The following is a 14,318-nucleotide window of genomic DNA, read 5'->3' on the forward strand; positions in this document are numbered from 1 at the left end:
CCTGTTCGGGCATATTTCCCGGCAGGTGGAAGAGCGCAAGCGGATCGTCGAGGAATCGATCGAAAACCGCCGCGGTGTCCTGCTGTCGCTGCTGGCCGAGATGGCCACGGATTATGTGACGCTGCGTTCGGTGCAGGAGCGTCTGACCGTCACCGAACGCGCCATCGACGTGGCCGTGCGTTCGCGCGAACTGACCGAAAAACTCTACACTCATGGTCTGGGCAACACGCTGGCCGTGGCGCAGGCGCAGACGGAAGAGCATCTCGAACGCTCACGTCTGGCGCCGCTGCACGAGCAGGAAGAGCGGCTGATGCATGCCATCGCCGTCCTCGTCGGCGACATGCCGGGCCAGCTTGAGGAAGAGCTGGAAAAGCGCCGCCCGATCCCGGCCCTGCCGCACTTCCCCGACAGCCTGCCGTCGATCGTGCTCGCCAACCGCCCCGACATCCGCGTGGCCGAGGCCGAATACGCCGCCGATACGGCGCGCGTGGGCATTGCGGTGTCGAACCTCTATCCGAAATTCATGATCCCGCTGACATTTAATCCTAACGCGTCTGCCGCCTATCAGGCGTTCCAGGCGGGCGGCATGGCGTGGAGCTTCATGATGATGGCGACGCTGCCGGTCATCCACGGCGGCCGCTACACCGCCGCGATCGCGCAGGCCCGGGCCGAGGCCGAGGGCAGCCGTCTGACCTACCGCAAGACGGTGCTCAAGGCGTTTGCGGAAGTCGAGGATGCGATGGGCGACTGGCGGCATAATGCCGAGCTGGTCGAGGAGTTGAACCAGGCCTCCGTCGATGCCGGCCTGGCCCGCGACCGGGCACAGAAGCTGTTCACGGCCGGTCTGACCGGCTACCTGAACGTGCTGACGACCGAGCAGACCGCCCTGTCCGCCGAGGACCAGGCCGTCGTCGGCCGCCTCGCCCGCGTGCGCAACGCCGTCGCGCTCTACGTCGCTCTCGGCGCCGGCTGGCAGGGCAAAGCCCTCACCGACACCAGACTCCCCGTCGAAGTCAAACAGCAGAACGCTTTCGTCAGAGCCTTCACCCGATAAGGCGAGGCTGCATCCCCGTGAAAGCATTTGGCTTTTGCGGGGAAACGGAACAAGGTTCTGGCAGGATTACCTCGCCCTTGAGTTAGGATCAGTGATGGGCAGACTGTCTTTCAGGCGGAATATTTCTTCTGCCTTTTTCGCTCTGCTCGCCCTCATCCCGTCCGCCCAGGCCAGATCCATTCATGACTGCGTCATGACGAGCGAAGTCGTGCCTTTCCTGAACCCCGCCGGCGCGCCCGTGATCCATGTCCGGGTGAATGACCATGACGTCGGCGCCTTTTTCTCGACCTTCACCACCCGCACGAGTGTCTGGGACGCCAAGGGATTTGATTTTTACCGCGAAGATCCCATCAGGACGATTTCCGTCACGGGAACGGGCGGGAACTATTCCACCACCGTCCACAGCCTTCAGATCGGTCAAGCCGTCCTCAAGGACATGACCGCCCTGCTGGTCGGTGAACGCCCCCCGAAAGCGCCCGACGGGCTGCTCCTGATGGTGGATATCGGGTGGGACATTCTCGGGAACTAGCATGTCCTGATCGACCGTTACTCCCAGAAAATGGCCATCTTTACTTACGACACGGCACCGGACTGCCCCGATATCGGAACGCTCATGAAAGATCCGGGGCCCTTCATTCCCCTGGTTTCGTTCGATGATGAGTCTCCCCAGCTCAATCAGATGACGGCCGTGCTGGACGGGCACAAGGTGAACATGCAGATCAACACCAGCGCCAACCGCTCCATCATTCAGCAATGGGTGGCGCGGAAAATGGGCATTTCACGCCGCATGCTCGCGCAGGATGACGAGATCCGCGTCGGCGCCGGCGAGGTCCTGCTCGGACACAGGCATCATTTCAGCACGCTGCAACTCGGCTCGCACACATTGCATGACATCACCCTGGATGTCGTCCCCGATGCGGAGTTCAATATCTTGGGAATGGACGTCCTCAAGCACTTCAACGTCCTGATCAATCCCATGAAGGGCAAGCTCTGGCTTGAGGATTTCAAGCCCCCGCCGGGTTATGTCGAGGAAAAGGCTCTCCCCTGGTCGCCGACCCATGACCGGCTCAGCATTACGCATGCCAGCGAAGAAAAGCAGGCCCCGCCTACACCGGACCAGGGGACGACGCCTGCGCCCCGCCCCTCCGGAAATCCGTGATCAGGCGTCCGCCGAACCGCCATCCACATCGAACTTCACACCCTGCGCAAGCGGCAGGGTCCGCCCGTAATTGATGGCATTGGTCTGCCGGCGCATATAGGCTTTCCACGCATCGGAACCGGACTCCCGCCCGCCGCCAGTTTCCTTCTCGCCCCCGAAGGCTCCCCCGATTTCTGCGCCGGACGGCCCCATATTGACGTTCGCAATACCGCAGTCGGAACCCTGCGCAGACAGGAACTGCTCGACCTCGCGGATATCGGTCGCAAAGATCGAAGACGACAGGCCCTGCACCACGTCGTTCTGAAGCGCGATGGCTTCATCGAGCGTGTCATATTTCATGACGTAAAGGATCGGCGCGAAGGTTTCTTCCAGCACCGGCCCCGTCTGCGACGGCATCTCGACCATTGCCGGACGGACATAGAACGACGCCTCGCCGTTCACATCCACACGCGTTCCGCCATGAACCGTGCCACCTGCGTCCGCGGCGGCTTTCAGGCTGTCCTGCATCATTTTGAAGGACGCCACATCGATCAGCGGACCAACGAGCGCGTCCCCCTCAACCGGGTTACCGACCGAAATCGTCTTGTAGACATTGACCAGCTTTGGCACGAGCGTGTCATAGACGCTGGAATGCACGAACAGGCGACGCAGGGTCGTGCAGCGCTGGCCGGCGGTTCCCATAGCACCGAAAGCAACAGCCCGCAGCGTTAGATCCAGATCGGCGGAGGGGGTGACGATGGACGCATTGTTCCCGCCAAGTTCCAGAATGGAGCGCCCGAAACGCCGCGCCACACGCTCACCGACATCGCGGCCCATCCGCGTCGAACCCGTCGCCGAGATGACAGGGACACGACGGTCTTTCACCATCAGTTCGCCGATCTCGCGGCCACCGACCAGAAGCGTGCTGAGGGCGACCGGTGCGTCACTGCCGAAACGGGCAGCGGCTTTCAGGAACAGGGCCTGCGTGGCCAGCGCTGTCAGCGGGGTCTTTTCCGAAGGTTTCCAGATCACGCTGTCACCGCAAACCAGTGCCAGCGCAGCATTCCAGGACCAGACGGCCACGGGGAAATTGAATGCCGAAATGATGCCCACCGGCCCGGCGGGATGCCACTGCTCTGTCAGGCGATGATCCGGACGTTCGGACTGGATCGTCAGGCCATAAAGCTGACGGGACAGACCGACCGCGAAGTCGCAGATATCGATCATTTCCTGCACTTCGCCCAGACCTTCGGACGGCACCTTGCCCACTTCCAGCGTCACGAGCCGTCCGAGCGCCTCCTTGCTGGCCCGAAGCTCCTCACCCAGCAGGCGGACAAGCTCACCGCGACGCGGAGCCGGAACCCTGCGCCAGGCTTTGAACGCGTCGAGTGAACTGGCGATCGTCTCCTTCGCCTGCTCCGCGCTGACTTCCGAGACCTCGGCAATCACCTCTCCCGTCAGCGGAGACTTCACCGCCAGACTGCCCCCCGTATACAGATCAGGTGACACGCCAAGGCTGTCGAGGAGCGCTGCCACTTCGCAACGGAGAGATGCCGTCATTGTTCTTCCTGTCCTGGATCTTTCATACCGGACGCGGGACACGGCCGGGTCTGCATGACGCTAACCGAAAAGCATTTCAGGCCCGATCCCGCGTTCGTTCTATTCACAAACCGTTATGACAGGTTCGTCAAGATGACGCGGCCAGAGCAGACATTTCCGAACGCTTCACGAACCGAAGCTCAGGCCTGGATATCCTGCAGGACCTGAAAGCCCTCGAATACGGGAGGCCCCAGCGTCAGCACCGGTCCCTGCCCGGCACCGGCATGCGCGGCCCGGAATTCTTCTGATCGGGTCCAGCCGATGAAGGCATCATAAGACGCCCAGACGGTATGAGAGGCATAAAGGACGTAATCTTCCATCGCCGGCCCGCGAAGAAACTGGAAGCTGACAAATCCGGGCACGGTTCTGAGCAGAACATCACGATCCAGCCATTTTTTGCGAAAAGCCTCTTCGCTGTCCGGCCGGACCCTGAAGCGGTTCATGGCAATATACATCGCGACATCCCCATTTTCTCACCCTGCATGACCTAGGCCTGCGGAGCATTTTAACGGGCGGGTTACCCCTGCGGTTTCGCCTGGGTTGGTCACCCGCCCTCCTGAGATGGAACCCCGACGCAACGCACACAAGGCTCCCACCAGCAACCAGACCATCTTCGCGTCTGTGCCGGACGGCAGAAAACCGGTAGGATATCCGCAAGCAGGACCACACAGCCGCATCGGGTGAGGCACAGACCCCGCCTCGATGGCGGCTCAGTCAGAAGATTCCTCTGAAGGCAGGACCCATGCAGAATTTTGAATTCTACAATCCCACGCGCATCATTTTCGGCGAGAATACGATCCCGAAACTGGCCGATCACATCCCCACCGAAGCACGCGTCCTGATCCTGTTCGGCGGGGCGAGCGCGGAACGCAACGGAACGCTTCCGGCCGTCCGCAAGGCGCTTGAAGGCCGTTTCACACGGGAATTCGGCGGCATCGAAGCCAATCCGACATTCGAAAACCTGATGAAGGCCGTCGAACTCATCCGGGAGGAAAAACTGGACTTCCTGCTGGCCGTCGGCGGCGGGTCGGTCATTGACGGAGCCAAGTTCGTGGCCGCAGCCGTGGATTTCGAAGGCGATCCGTGGAGCATCCTCACGACGCATGGCGCAAACGTCAAAGCCGCGATGCCACTGGGCACTGTGCTGACCCTGCCGGCGACGGGGTCGGAAATGAACAGCTTCAGCGTCATCAGCCGCCAGGCCACACACGAAAAGCTGGCCTTCGGCAGCCCGCATGTCTTCCCGCGCTTCTCGGTGCTGGACCCGACCCGCACCTATTCCCTGCCCGTCCGGCAGGTTGCGAATGGTGTCGTGGATTCCTTCGTCCACATCATGGAACAGTACCTGACCTATCCCGCAGACGGACTGGCGCAGGACCGCTTTGCCGAGGGGCTTCTGCTCAGCCTGATCGAAATCGGGCCTAAAGTGCTGAGCGAACCGGAAAACTATTCCCTGCGCGCGAATTTCATGTGGATCGCAACACTGGCGCTTAACGGAATCATCGGCGTCGGCATGCCGGAAGACTGGTCCACGCACAGCATCGGCCATGAACTGACGGCCCGGTATGACATCGACCATGCCCGGACGCTCGCGATCGTCCTGCCGTCCATGCTTCGTGCCCGGAAAGAGGCCAAGCGCGGCAAGCTGCTTCAGTACGCAGCCCGCGTGTGGAACCTGCATGAGGGCACGGAAGACGAGCGGATCGAAGCCGCCATCATCCGGACCGAAGAGTTTTTCGAAAGTCTGGACATCCCCACGCGCCTGTCAGCCTACGACATTGGCGAAGACGCGATCGAACCGCTAATCGGGCAGCTTGAGGCCCACGGCATGACCGCACTGGGTGAACATGCCGACATTACGCCGGACGTCAGCCGCCGCGTTCTGCAGATGAGCCTTTAAAAAAGACGGGGGCGGCGCAGGCTGCCCCCCATTCCAGTCAGGACGCCGTACCGATGACGTCCTGCAGATGCTGGCGGTAGGCTGCGAGTGTTGCCTCCACATTCGGCGCCTTTATCACGTCCGTCGCAAGGAAGGTCGGGAGCGCGGACATGCCCAGGAACTCGTGGGCCTTGTGGAACGGGAAATACACCCCGTCGATACCCCGCCCTTCAAAGAACTGGGCCGGGTCCGTGAAAGCCTCTGCCGGCGCATTCCAGGTCGTTGACAGCATATAGCGCTTACCCTGCGCCAGACCGCCCGAGCCATATTTGCGCTCCGGATGGGCCCGGCTGCGGCCGTCATTGGCATAGAGCTTGCCGTGACCGGCCGTCATGACTTCGTCGATGTATTTCTTGACGATCCAGGGCAGCCCCATCCACCAGCCCGGGCACTGATAGATGATCAGATCGGCCCAGATGAAGCTTTCGACTTCCTGTTCCACGTCATAGCCGTCATCGATCTTCGTCTGGCGGATCTCATGGCCGTTCTTGAACAGGATGTCCGCCGCCAGCGCCTGAAGCGTGTCGTTCAGCCGTCCGTGGGAATGGGCGAAGACCTTGCCGCCGTTAAGGAGAAGAATTTTCGTCATGATCGCGTATCCGTTCTGTCAGGCATCGGGGATGGGACTGTTCGGAGACCATGATGAACCGATAACTCCCTCTTGATAATTGTTTCAATCTCCACAAAACCTGTGAAGCAGTTTCACAGATCGGAAGACAGATGGATAACCGTTTCGGAGAGATGAAGATCTTTCTCCGCGTCGTGGAGAGCGGCAGCTTTTCCGAGGCCGCACGCCTTTCCATGACCACGCCGTCCACCGTCAGCAAGCTGATCGGACGGGTGGAGAACCGTCTGGGGGTCCGGCTCGTGGAGCGCTCGACCCGCAGGCTGTCAGTCACGCCCGAAGGTCTGGCCTATTACGACCGGGCACAGGCCCTGATCGCGGAGCTGGACGACATGGAAGGGTTCCTGTCCAAGAAAACCGTCCAGCTCACGGGAACAGTGCGGATCAATGCGTCCGTGGCATTCGGGACGCTGGCGCTGGAGCCGCTGCTCCCCCCATTCTGGGACGCCTATCCGGATATCGTGGTCGATCTGTCACTGTCCGATGAAATGACGGACCTGTACCTGGACCGGACAGATATCGCCTTCCGCGTTGGAAAACTGCAGGATTCCAGCCTGACCGCCCGGCATCTCGGAAGCGTACCACGGCTGATCGTCGGCGCACCGGATTATCTGGAGCGGTTCGGACGGCCTGAAACCGTGGACGATCTGGAGCATCATCGGTGTCTGGGCTTCAATTTCCGCCGGGCAGCTCCGGTCTGGCCGCTGCAGGAGCGGGGCAGGATCGTGGACCGGATCGTCCAGGGCCCCTTGCTCGCCAATAATGGCGAGACCGTCCGCCGGGCCGCGATCCGCGGGGCCGGACTGGCACGGCTTGCGGAATATCACGTGCGTGAGGATCTGGCAGCCGGACGCCTGGTGGAAGTTCTGACGGAAAGCGGCACGCGGGACGAGGAAGAGATCCACGCGCTTTATCAGGGCGGAAAACAGGTGCCCCAGCGCATCCGGGTCTTTCTGGATTTCGTCGTCCCGCGCCTTCAGGCCAGCCTCAGACCGCTTGCGGAAAATCTATGAACACAATTCCCAGATCCATACTCAGGGGCTCTTTAGGGTGGGCCCGCCTTCTCCACGAAACCGGACAAGTTCGCGTCGGATGACCTGAAAGACCGTATCACGCAGCCAGCGGTGAACGCCGTCCGTATCCACGCGGGGATGCCAGGCCTGAAAGGATGTGACAGGTGGCAGTTCGAACGGGAAATCGAAGGCCTCAAGCTGGATCTGGGAGAGCGGCAGGCGATCGATGACGATATCAGGCAGCGGCAGGATCATGTCCGTCTCGCGCATGGTCTCGATCATGGAATGGTACGTCGGCACGACCATCGCGATCGGGCGGGTCAGGCCGTAGCGTTCCTTGAGGATGGCATCGATCGGCCCATAGGGGCGGCCTTTGCGGGAGACACTGATATGGTCGTAATCAACAAGCGTCTGCGGGGTAATGCCGCGTGCGAAAATCGGGTGCCCTTCGCGGACCATGGCGCGGAATGACGTCAGGAACAGGGTCTGGCGCATGATTTCGGGACGCAGATCATCTGTGGCGCCCACATAGAGGTCAATCCGGCTGTTGCGCAGGGCTTCGCTGGCCGGTTCTTCCGTTTCAGGCGAGAACACGATGCTGCACTCCGGGCAGTCCTGCTTGAGGGCCATCAGGATCGCGTGACCGAACGCACCGACGATCAGGTCATTGGCCCGGATCGTGAAGCGGGGTGAGAGATGGCGCAGGTTCAGCGTTTCGCTGTCATTCACCAGCGCATCGGCGTCCCGCACGATGCTCTGGACGCGGTCGCGGATCCGGTTGGCAAAAATCGTGGCCACCATGCGCCGGCCCGACAAGACCAGGATCGGGTCTCCGAATACGGTTCGGAGTGTGGCGAGATGGCGGCTCATGGCGGCGTCGCTCACCTTCAGGCGTCGGGCAGCCTGTGAGACGCTCTCTTCTTCCACGAGAACCTGAAGATAGCGCAGAAGATCGAGATCGTAGCGCCTGCGGCTGTCGGTTCGCTTCGCCATCGCACACTCCGTTTCCCGCGGGTCTCACGCGCATTTTCACGCCTTCGTGTAAAAATGGAAGGGATTTCTTCAACCCTTGCGAAAAGTGGAAACGTCACTTGCTGCAAACGTGGGTTTTCGGACTCATACACTCCGGATAGGGGCTGTCTGGTAACGGAAGAGATCCATGGAACCAGCAGCCTCGTCGCCATCTGCCGCACCACCCGCCCAGCCCTCCTATATTCCGCCTTTCGGCATGCGGACCATTGTCGGCTGTCTGGGGATGCTGCTGGCCGTGCATGTGGCCGGTTTCAACGAACACATCACGGAAATCGGCCTCGCCGATATCCGGGGCGCGATGCATATCGGGCATGACGAGGGGACGTGGTTCACCTCGATCTATGAGGCCTTCAACATTGCGGCCATGGCGTTCACGCCCTGGTTCTACATGACGTTCTCGATCTACCGTTTTTCGATCTTCATGACGGCCGTGCTGGCGATGCTGTCGATCCCCCTGCCCTTCATGCCGGACATGATCTCGCTGTGTTTTCTCCGCGCCGCGCAGGGACTGAGTGCCGGATGTCTGCCACCCGTCCTGATGACGGTCATGCTCAAATACCTCCCGCCTCCCATCAAGGTGTTCGGCATTGGTGGCTATGCGATGAGCGCGACTTTCGGCCCCAATCTGGGTGGTCCGCTGGAGGCCATGTGGTTCGAGCATGTGGGCTGGCGCTGGCTGTACTGGGAAGTCATTCCTTTCAGCATCATCGCCATCGCCATGATAGCCTATGGGCTGCCGCGCGACCCGGTGCATCTCGAAAGGTTCAAAAAATTCAACTGGCGCGGCTTCTTCATTGGCGTGCCATCCATCATTTGCGTGGTGACGGTGCTGTATCAGGGGGACCGGCTGGACTGGTTCCGCTCGCCCATCATTTCGCATCTGACATTCTGGGGAGGCGCCCTGTTCGTGGGATTCCTGTTCCATGAATGGCATCATCACAGCCCGTTCTTCCGGCTTCAGTACTGGAAGAACCGCAACATTACGATGTCACTCCTCACGCTGGTTGCGGTGCTCATCATCTGCGGGCTGATGCTCGAAGTGCCGATGACGTATCTGGAAGCCGTGCGCGGATACCGGCCGATCCAGGCCGCCCCGGTTGCGCTGACGGTGGCCCTGCCCCAGCTCATCATGCTTCCGCTGACGGCCGCGCTCTGCAACTCCGCACGGGTGGACTGCCGCTACGTGCTGGCCTTCGGGATGTCGTGCCTGGCGCTCTCGGCCTTCCTCGGCACCTGGCTGACGCCGGACTGGGTGCGGGACAATTTCTACGTCATGCAGGGGCTTCAGATCTTCGGCCAGCCGATGGTCGTGATCCCGGTCCTGATGCTGGCGACCATGTCGCTGGGCCCTGCGGACGGGCCGTTCATCTCTGGCATGGTGAACATGCTCAAGGGCATGGCCAATGCGTTCGCAACCGCCATTTTCGAAATCCTGCTGCGTCGCCGGGAACAGTATCATTCCACCATGCTGCTGGACCGGGCGGGCAATAACGCCACGTCGCTCTCGGGCATGGGCGATTCGATCCATGCGGCGATCAGCAACACTTCGCCCGACAGCGATCATGTGGCGCGCAATACGCTTCAGATTTTCCACACCTATCTGCACGAACAGTCGATCACGCTGGCGCTGGTGGACATCTATTTCGTCGTGATGTGCATCTGCATCTTCTATGTCGCGCTGACCGCTGTGCTGCCGAAACGGGTCTATCCGCCCGGCAAGGGACCTGCTCCCGCCATCCCTGCCGCAGCCCGCGAACCGGATCCTGAACCGGCCCCCTCCTCCATTCCCGCCACCGCGCACTGACGGACCTGCCTCGAACATGATTTACGGAAAACCCCTTCTCCTGGCCGGATGTGCGGTCATTGTCCTGACGGGCCTGGCCTGGACGGCTGACCGCTTCTTCGTGGGTGACGGCATCCGTCAGGAAACCAACGACGCCTATGTCACGGCTGATTTCACGACCGTGGCCCCGAAAGTCTCCGGTCGTATCGACAGGGTGCGGGCGGAAGACAACGAATACGTCCATGCCGGGGAAGAACTCGCCCATATCGAGGACGACGATTACCGCGCGGCTTTGGGGGCTGCCCATGGTGATACCGCCGCAGCGCAGGGCGATGTGGACAATCTTCAGGCTTTGCTGGAGCGTCAGGGCTCCATCGTCGATGCGGCGAAATATACCGTGCAGTCCGACGAGGCCGCACTGGTCTTTGCCCGGCAGAATGCAGCGCGGTATCGCAATCTCTCGGCCGGAGGGGCCAGCACGATTGAGCAGCAGCAGGGCGCGGAAGCCCGGCAGCTTGAAGCCGTCGCTGCTCTGGCCCGTGACAAAGCCCAAACCAGCACGGCCGAACAACAGGTCGCTGTCCTGAAGGCGCAGCTTGAGAAGGCACAGGGCGCACTTCTGAAGGCCCAGAGCGCGGAGCATCAGGCCGAACTGAACCTGTCCTACTGCACGATCCCGGCCCCCGTGGATGGTGTGGTCGGCGAGCGTGGCGTGCGTGTTGGCGCGTATGTCCATCCGGGCACTGGGCTGCTGGCGGTCGTACCGGTCCGCAAAGCCTATGTTCTAGCGAATTTTCAGGAAACTCAGCTGACGAAGGTTCAGACCGGCCAGAGTGCGACAATCTGGGTCGATACGTTCCCCGGCCATCCGCTCAAGGCCCATGTGGACAGTCTGGCCCCGGCGACGGGTGTGGCCTTCGCCGCCATTCAGCCGGACAATGCAACGGGTAACTTCACCAAAGTCGTGCAGCGCGTGCCGGTCAAGCTGACCTTCGATCCCGGCCAGCCTCTGGCAGAGAAGGTCCGCGTCGGCATGTCGGTCGAAGCGCGGATCGACACGTCCTCCACGCCTGAGGGCATCCACTCCCATGACGCGCGGTATCTCTGGAAATGAGAGCGTCCATGTTCCCGCATTCCCGCTGCCTTCTTCTGGCGCTGACCGCACTTTCCGCCTGCACGGTAGGTCCGGACTATCACCGTCCCGATCCCCATGCGCCCGCGCACTGGCACCAGAGCCTTGCGCCCGAGGCCAGTCATCCGCAGGAAACCTCCGCGATCGATGCGCAGTGGTGGCGGATCTATCATGATCCGACGCTGACGGCGCTGGAAGAGGACGTGGCGCGTAACAACCTCGACCTGCGCGAGGCCGCCCTGCATTTCACCGAAAGTCAGGCGGAGCGGCGGATCGCCAGTGCGGCCCAGATGCCGCATATGGAAGGTGCCGCGTCCTATGCCCGAGAGCGCGCCAGCACGAATGGTATTCTTGGCCTTCTGGGAACAACGCAGCAGGCCGGTCCGGGCGAAATTGCCAGTGGTGAACAGGGGTTCGGCCCGGCAGCGGCGGATGGGGCGAAGGGCAACCCATCGTTCAACCTGCCGCAATACGGGTTGAGCGCATCCTGGGAAGTCGATTTCTGGGGGCATGTCCGCCGGCAGATCGAGGCTGCAACAGCAGCCATGCATGAGACAGACGAACTGCGCCGCGATGTGCTGGTCTCGCTCATGGCCGAGACAGCGCAGGACTACCTGAACCTGCGCAACATCCAGACGCAGATCGGCATCACCCAGCAGAGCATCGATATCGCCCGGCACAGCGTAAAGCTGACGGAACTGCGCTTTGCACAGGGTACGGCAACGAAGCTCGATGTCGCCTATTCCCGCGGGCAGATGCATGGCTTCGAGGCGCGTCTCCCGGTCCTGAAAAGTCAGGAAGTGCATCTCGTAAATGCACTGAGCTTCCTCACGGCGCGGGAACCTGGCGCGCTGAAAGAGAGGCTTGGATCGAGACAGACGATCCCGCCCGTTCCCGATATTATTCCGGTTGGTTTGCCCTCCGAACTGGCCGAACGCCGTCCGGATGTACGGGCTGCCGAAGATCATCTCCATGCCGCAACAGCCAGCATCGGTGTGGCAGTTGCAGACTTTTTCCCGCGCGTGACGCTCTCGGGCAGCCTCGATATTCAGGCGTTGCAGTTCAGCGGACTGGGTTCATGGGCATCCCGGCAATACGGGTTTGGCCCGACCATGACGCTGCCGCTGTTCGAAGGTGGGCGTCTAACCGGGCAGCTTCATCTGCGCCGGGCGCAGCAGAAAGAAGCGGCGATTGCGTTACAGCGTACGCTTCTGAAAGCCTGGGAAGAGGTCGATGATTCCATGGCGGATCTGAGTGCCGCGCAGGAGCGCCGGAAGCGGCTGGAAGAAACGGTTTCGGAAGACGAGACCGCCGTGCATATCGCTCAGCTTCAGTACAGTCAGGGTGCCGGAGACTTCCTCAACGTCCTGACGACGCAGAATGCCCTTCTGGCGAGCCGGAGCGCACTGGCTGAATCTAGTGCTGGCGTATCTGTTTCCGTGGCCCATCTGTACCGGGCACTGGGTGGAGGATGGACGCAGAAATCCTGACGACCATCCACACAGAAACCGTTCTCAGCCGCCGTTCAGGGCGGTGTTGAGAACGGCTGCCAGACGCACGCCCGCCTGTTCGAGGCGCAGCTCCATGATCGGCCAGGTCAGCGCGGTGTAGTCCTTGCCGATATCGGCGCCCTTATTGGCCGGAAGTGCACCATAGGCCACGCTACGAGCCAGCGAATGGCTCTCATCGGCCCAGTCAACGGTCGCGTTGTAAACATCATCGCCGTCCAGATCCTGCACCCAGTACTTTGTCTCATCCGGCGTAATCAGGGCGCCCAGACGGTCGGCTTCCTTCTTCGCGCGGGAGGCGTCGATGCTGTAGAACGGGCCGACATGCAGATCCGCTTCATGGTCGATCACGCCTTCGTCCCACAGGGAATGCAGGTTCATGTGGCCGTTGGCGTTGTCGCCGAAATAGGTCAGGCGGATGGCGTTCCCGCCCATATCCTTGTTACGTTCGGCAGCATGCAGCGGCTGATGGATGTCTCCCACCAGATGCACCACCCATTTCAGGGCAGTCAGCCGGTCCTGGGCCGAAGCATGCGTGTCGGCGAGGATTTTGATCTCCTCCGGCAGCTTCTCAACGACGCAGACATGATCGGGGCAGTCGCGCGCCTGATCGTAAGCGGGATGGGACACGTCGATATCGACGTAATGCCATTTCAGGGTTTCCGGCGCGCCGCCCTTCTTCTTGGGAACATGACCGATCGTGTCGGGCCAGGAGGCGACCTGATCGAGGGTCTGATGGTTTTCAAGGGCCAGCAGGGCCGTGGCGGCCTTCTGGGCCTGCGGCGTCAGACGCTCCTGCGCGATATCCGCCACGATCGCATGACCGTAAGGCCCCCACGCAAAGGCGCTGGAAGAAAAGACAAGAGAGCCGGCCCCGATCAGGGACGCACAAAGAAGACGAAACTGCATGGAAACCTGACTGTCCAACTCTGAAAGTGATGCTGCCCCAGTTTCTCACCGTTTCGAGAGCACCACAAGGCATTCCGCGGCACGGACCACGGCGTCGTGACCGCACATATTTCCGTGTTCCGGGAACACTCCCGCCCCGCCTGCCAGAGCTGCGCAAAACAGAATCACCTGCCCCATAAGCCCGACAGTCCAGAAAATCTTCCCCCTCTGCCTCCGTTTTTTATTTCAGCGGCAAATAGTCATGAAACCACTGTCGCCAGTCGCGACAAGTATTCAGGGAATGGCCCTGTCCAGGCGTCATTTCCTGTCATTTTTTCCTGCTCAATGCCTGAACTTTTCAGAAAGATTACCCCAGGAGAAAAGCGTTTTTACCAGTCGGCGCACATCAGGGATAAAATTTTTACAAAGCAAGTCACGCAACAAACTAACTAATTAAAACAGTATGTCATAAAGTTTACCGGTGATTATATTCAGCCCTTATTGCACTTGTTGTTTTCAAAAAATACTCTCCACAGCATAACACGAGAAAAAGAGATCAATTTTCCAATTATCACTTAATTTTTATTTTGGATACTTCCTGAATGTC

At 60.8% G+C, this 14,318-nt stretch carries 14 protein-coding genes; 9 read left to right on the plus strand and 5 right to left on the minus strand.

What is annotated here, in order from left to right; all coding sequences use genetic code 11:
* From GOX01_RS11150 to GOX01_RS11160, 3 genes are all read left to right on the plus strand, one after another.
* The coding region (locus tag GOX01_RS11150) for a TolC family protein (RefSeq protein ID WP_141259255.1) at window positions 1-1,054 on the plus strand (1,054 nt) is incomplete at its 5' end.
* A gap of 94 nt (window positions 1,055-1,148) precedes the next feature.
* Window positions 1,149-1,583: a pepsin/retropepsin-like aspartic protease family protein gene (locus GOX01_RS11155; RefSeq protein WP_062268716.1), complete on the plus strand. Its 435-nt coding sequence runs from the start codon at window positions 1,149-1,151 to the stop codon at window positions 1,581-1,583.
* Between the two features lie 30 nt (window positions 1,584-1,613).
* Window positions 1,614-2,213 carry a retropepsin-like aspartic protease gene (locus GOX01_RS11160; protein WP_062268718.1) on the plus strand — a complete coding sequence of 200 codons (600 nt, stop codon included), beginning with the start codon at window positions 1,614-1,616 and terminating at the stop codon, window positions 2,211-2,213.
* Here GOX01_RS11160 and amaB read toward each other — a convergent pair whose 3' ends face one another.
* Both amaB and GOX01_RS11170 read right to left on the minus strand, forming a co-directional pair.
* Window positions 2,214-3,752, minus strand: coding sequence for an L-piperidine-6-carboxylate dehydrogenase (amaB, locus tag GOX01_RS11165; protein WP_131973815.1), 1,539 nt, complete (start codon window positions 3,750-3,752; stop codon window positions 2,214-2,216). It abuts the gene before it with no gap.
* A 179-nt stretch (window positions 3,753-3,931) separates the two neighbouring features.
* The gene (locus GOX01_RS11170) at window positions 3,932-4,246 is read right to left on the minus strand and encodes an antibiotic biosynthesis monooxygenase family protein (protein ID WP_062268981.1); all 315 of its coding nucleotides are present in this window, start codon (window positions 4,244-4,246) and stop codon (window positions 3,932-3,934) included.
* A 287-nt stretch (window positions 4,247-4,533) separates the two neighbouring features.
* Here GOX01_RS11170 and GOX01_RS11175 point away from each other — a divergent pair, with 287 nt between their 5' ends.
* Window positions 4,534-5,691, plus strand: a complete 1,158-nt coding sequence (locus GOX01_RS11175) for an iron-containing alcohol dehydrogenase (protein WP_062268978.1) — start codon at window positions 4,534-4,536, stop codon at window positions 5,689-5,691.
* Window positions 5,692-5,728: 37 nt separating this feature from the next.
* Here GOX01_RS11175 and GOX01_RS11180 read toward each other — a convergent pair whose 3' ends face one another.
* Window positions 5,729-6,319 (minus strand): NAD(P)H-dependent oxidoreductase, encoded by a 591-nt coding sequence (locus GOX01_RS11180; RefSeq protein ID WP_011253620.1) that lies wholly within the window; start codon window positions 6,317-6,319, stop codon window positions 5,729-5,731.
* Window positions 6,320-6,450: 131 nt separating this feature from the next.
* Between GOX01_RS11180 and GOX01_RS11185 the strand changes: the two genes are divergently transcribed.
* Window positions 6,451-7,368, plus strand: a complete 918-nt coding sequence (locus GOX01_RS11185) for a LysR family transcriptional regulator (RefSeq protein WP_011253619.1) — start codon at window positions 6,451-6,453, stop codon at window positions 7,366-7,368.
* Window positions 7,369-7,389: 21 nt separating this feature from the next.
* On the opposite strand, the gene GOX01_RS11190 is transcribed toward GOX01_RS11185, so the two are convergent.
* The gene (locus GOX01_RS11190) at window positions 7,390-8,361 is read right to left on the minus strand and encodes a LysR family transcriptional regulator (protein WP_131973816.1); all 972 of its coding nucleotides are present in this window, start codon (window positions 8,359-8,361) and stop codon (window positions 7,390-7,392) included.
* Between the two features lie 166 nt (window positions 8,362-8,527).
* Between GOX01_RS11190 and GOX01_RS11195 the strand changes: the two genes are divergently transcribed.
* The 3 genes from GOX01_RS11195 to GOX01_RS11205 are packed head-to-tail and all read left to right on the plus strand — an operon-like array spanning window position 8,528 to window position 12,805.
* Entirely contained in the window at window positions 8,528-10,204 is a 1,677-nt protein-coding gene (locus GOX01_RS11195; protein WP_011253617.1) for an MFS transporter, read from the plus strand.
* Window positions 10,205-10,220: 16 nt separating this feature from the next.
* Complete coding sequence (locus GOX01_RS11200; protein ID WP_011253616.1) at window positions 10,221-11,297, plus strand: HlyD family secretion protein; 1,077 nt, start codon at window positions 10,221-10,223, stop codon at window positions 11,295-11,297.
* An 8-nt stretch (window positions 11,298-11,305) separates the two neighbouring features.
* Window positions 11,306-12,805, plus strand: a complete 1,500-nt coding sequence (locus GOX01_RS11205) for an efflux transporter outer membrane subunit (protein WP_034954337.1) — start codon at window positions 11,306-11,308, stop codon at window positions 12,803-12,805.
* 24 nt (window positions 12,806-12,829) lie between these two features.
* Here the strand turns inward: GOX01_RS11205 and GOX01_RS11210 are convergent, their stop codons facing one another.
* Window positions 12,830-13,732 (minus strand): S1/P1 nuclease, encoded by a 903-nt coding sequence (locus tag GOX01_RS11210; protein WP_011253614.1) that lies wholly within the window; start codon window positions 13,730-13,732, stop codon window positions 12,830-12,832.
* A gap of 96 nt (window positions 13,733-13,828) precedes the next feature.
* On the opposite strand from GOX01_RS11210, the gene GOX01_RS11215 reads away from it, so the two are divergent.
* Window positions 13,829-14,164, plus strand: coding sequence for a hypothetical protein (locus tag GOX01_RS11215; protein ID WP_011253613.1), 336 nt, complete (start codon window positions 13,829-13,831; stop codon window positions 14,162-14,164).
* Window positions 14,165-14,318 lie beyond the last annotated feature (154 nt).

The sequence above is a fragment of the Gluconobacter oxydans genome, from assembly GCF_006539685.1.
GTDB classification, from domain to species: Bacteria; Pseudomonadota; Alphaproteobacteria; order Acetobacterales; family Acetobacteraceae; genus Gluconobacter; species Gluconobacter oxydans.

Coding starts and splice junctions, on each gene's coding strand:
- GOX01_RS11155 (WP_062268716.1), top strand. CDS start 1,149: ATGGGCAGACTGTCTTTCAGGCGGAATATTTCTTCTGCCTTTTTCGCT.
- GOX01_RS11170 (WP_062268981.1), bottom strand. CDS start 4,246: ATGTATATTGCCATGAACCGCTTCAGGGTCCGGCCGGACAGCGAAGAG.
- GOX01_RS11210 (WP_011253614.1), bottom strand. CDS start 13,732: ATGCAGTTTCGTCTTCTTTGTGCGTCCCTGATCGGGGCCGGCTCTCTT.
- GOX01_RS11200 (WP_011253616.1), top strand. CDS start 10,221: ATGATTTACGGAAAACCCCTTCTCCTGGCCGGATGTGCGGTCATTGTC.
- amaB (WP_131973815.1), bottom strand. CDS start 3,752: ATGACGGCATCTCTCCGTTGCGAAGTGGCAGCGCTCCTCGACAGCCTT.
- GOX01_RS11180 (WP_011253620.1), bottom strand. CDS start 6,319: ATGACGAAAATTCTTCTCCTTAACGGCGGCAAGGTCTTCGCCCATTCC.
- GOX01_RS11190 (WP_131973816.1), bottom strand. CDS start 8,361: ATGGCGAAGCGAACCGACAGCCGCAGGCGCTACGATCTCGATCTTCTG.
- GOX01_RS11195 (WP_011253617.1), top strand. CDS start 8,528: ATGGAACCAGCAGCCTCGTCGCCATCTGCCGCACCACCCGCCCAGCCC.
- GOX01_RS11205 (WP_034954337.1), top strand. CDS start 11,306: ATGTTCCCGCATTCCCGCTGCCTTCTTCTGGCGCTGACCGCACTTTCC.
- GOX01_RS11175 (WP_062268978.1), top strand. CDS start 4,534: ATGCAGAATTTTGAATTCTACAATCCCACGCGCATCATTTTCGGCGAG.
- GOX01_RS11185 (WP_011253619.1), top strand. CDS start 6,451: ATGGATAACCGTTTCGGAGAGATGAAGATCTTTCTCCGCGTCGTGGAG.
- GOX01_RS11160 (WP_062268718.1), top strand. CDS start 1,614: ATGGCCATCTTTACTTACGACACGGCACCGGACTGCCCCGATATCGGA.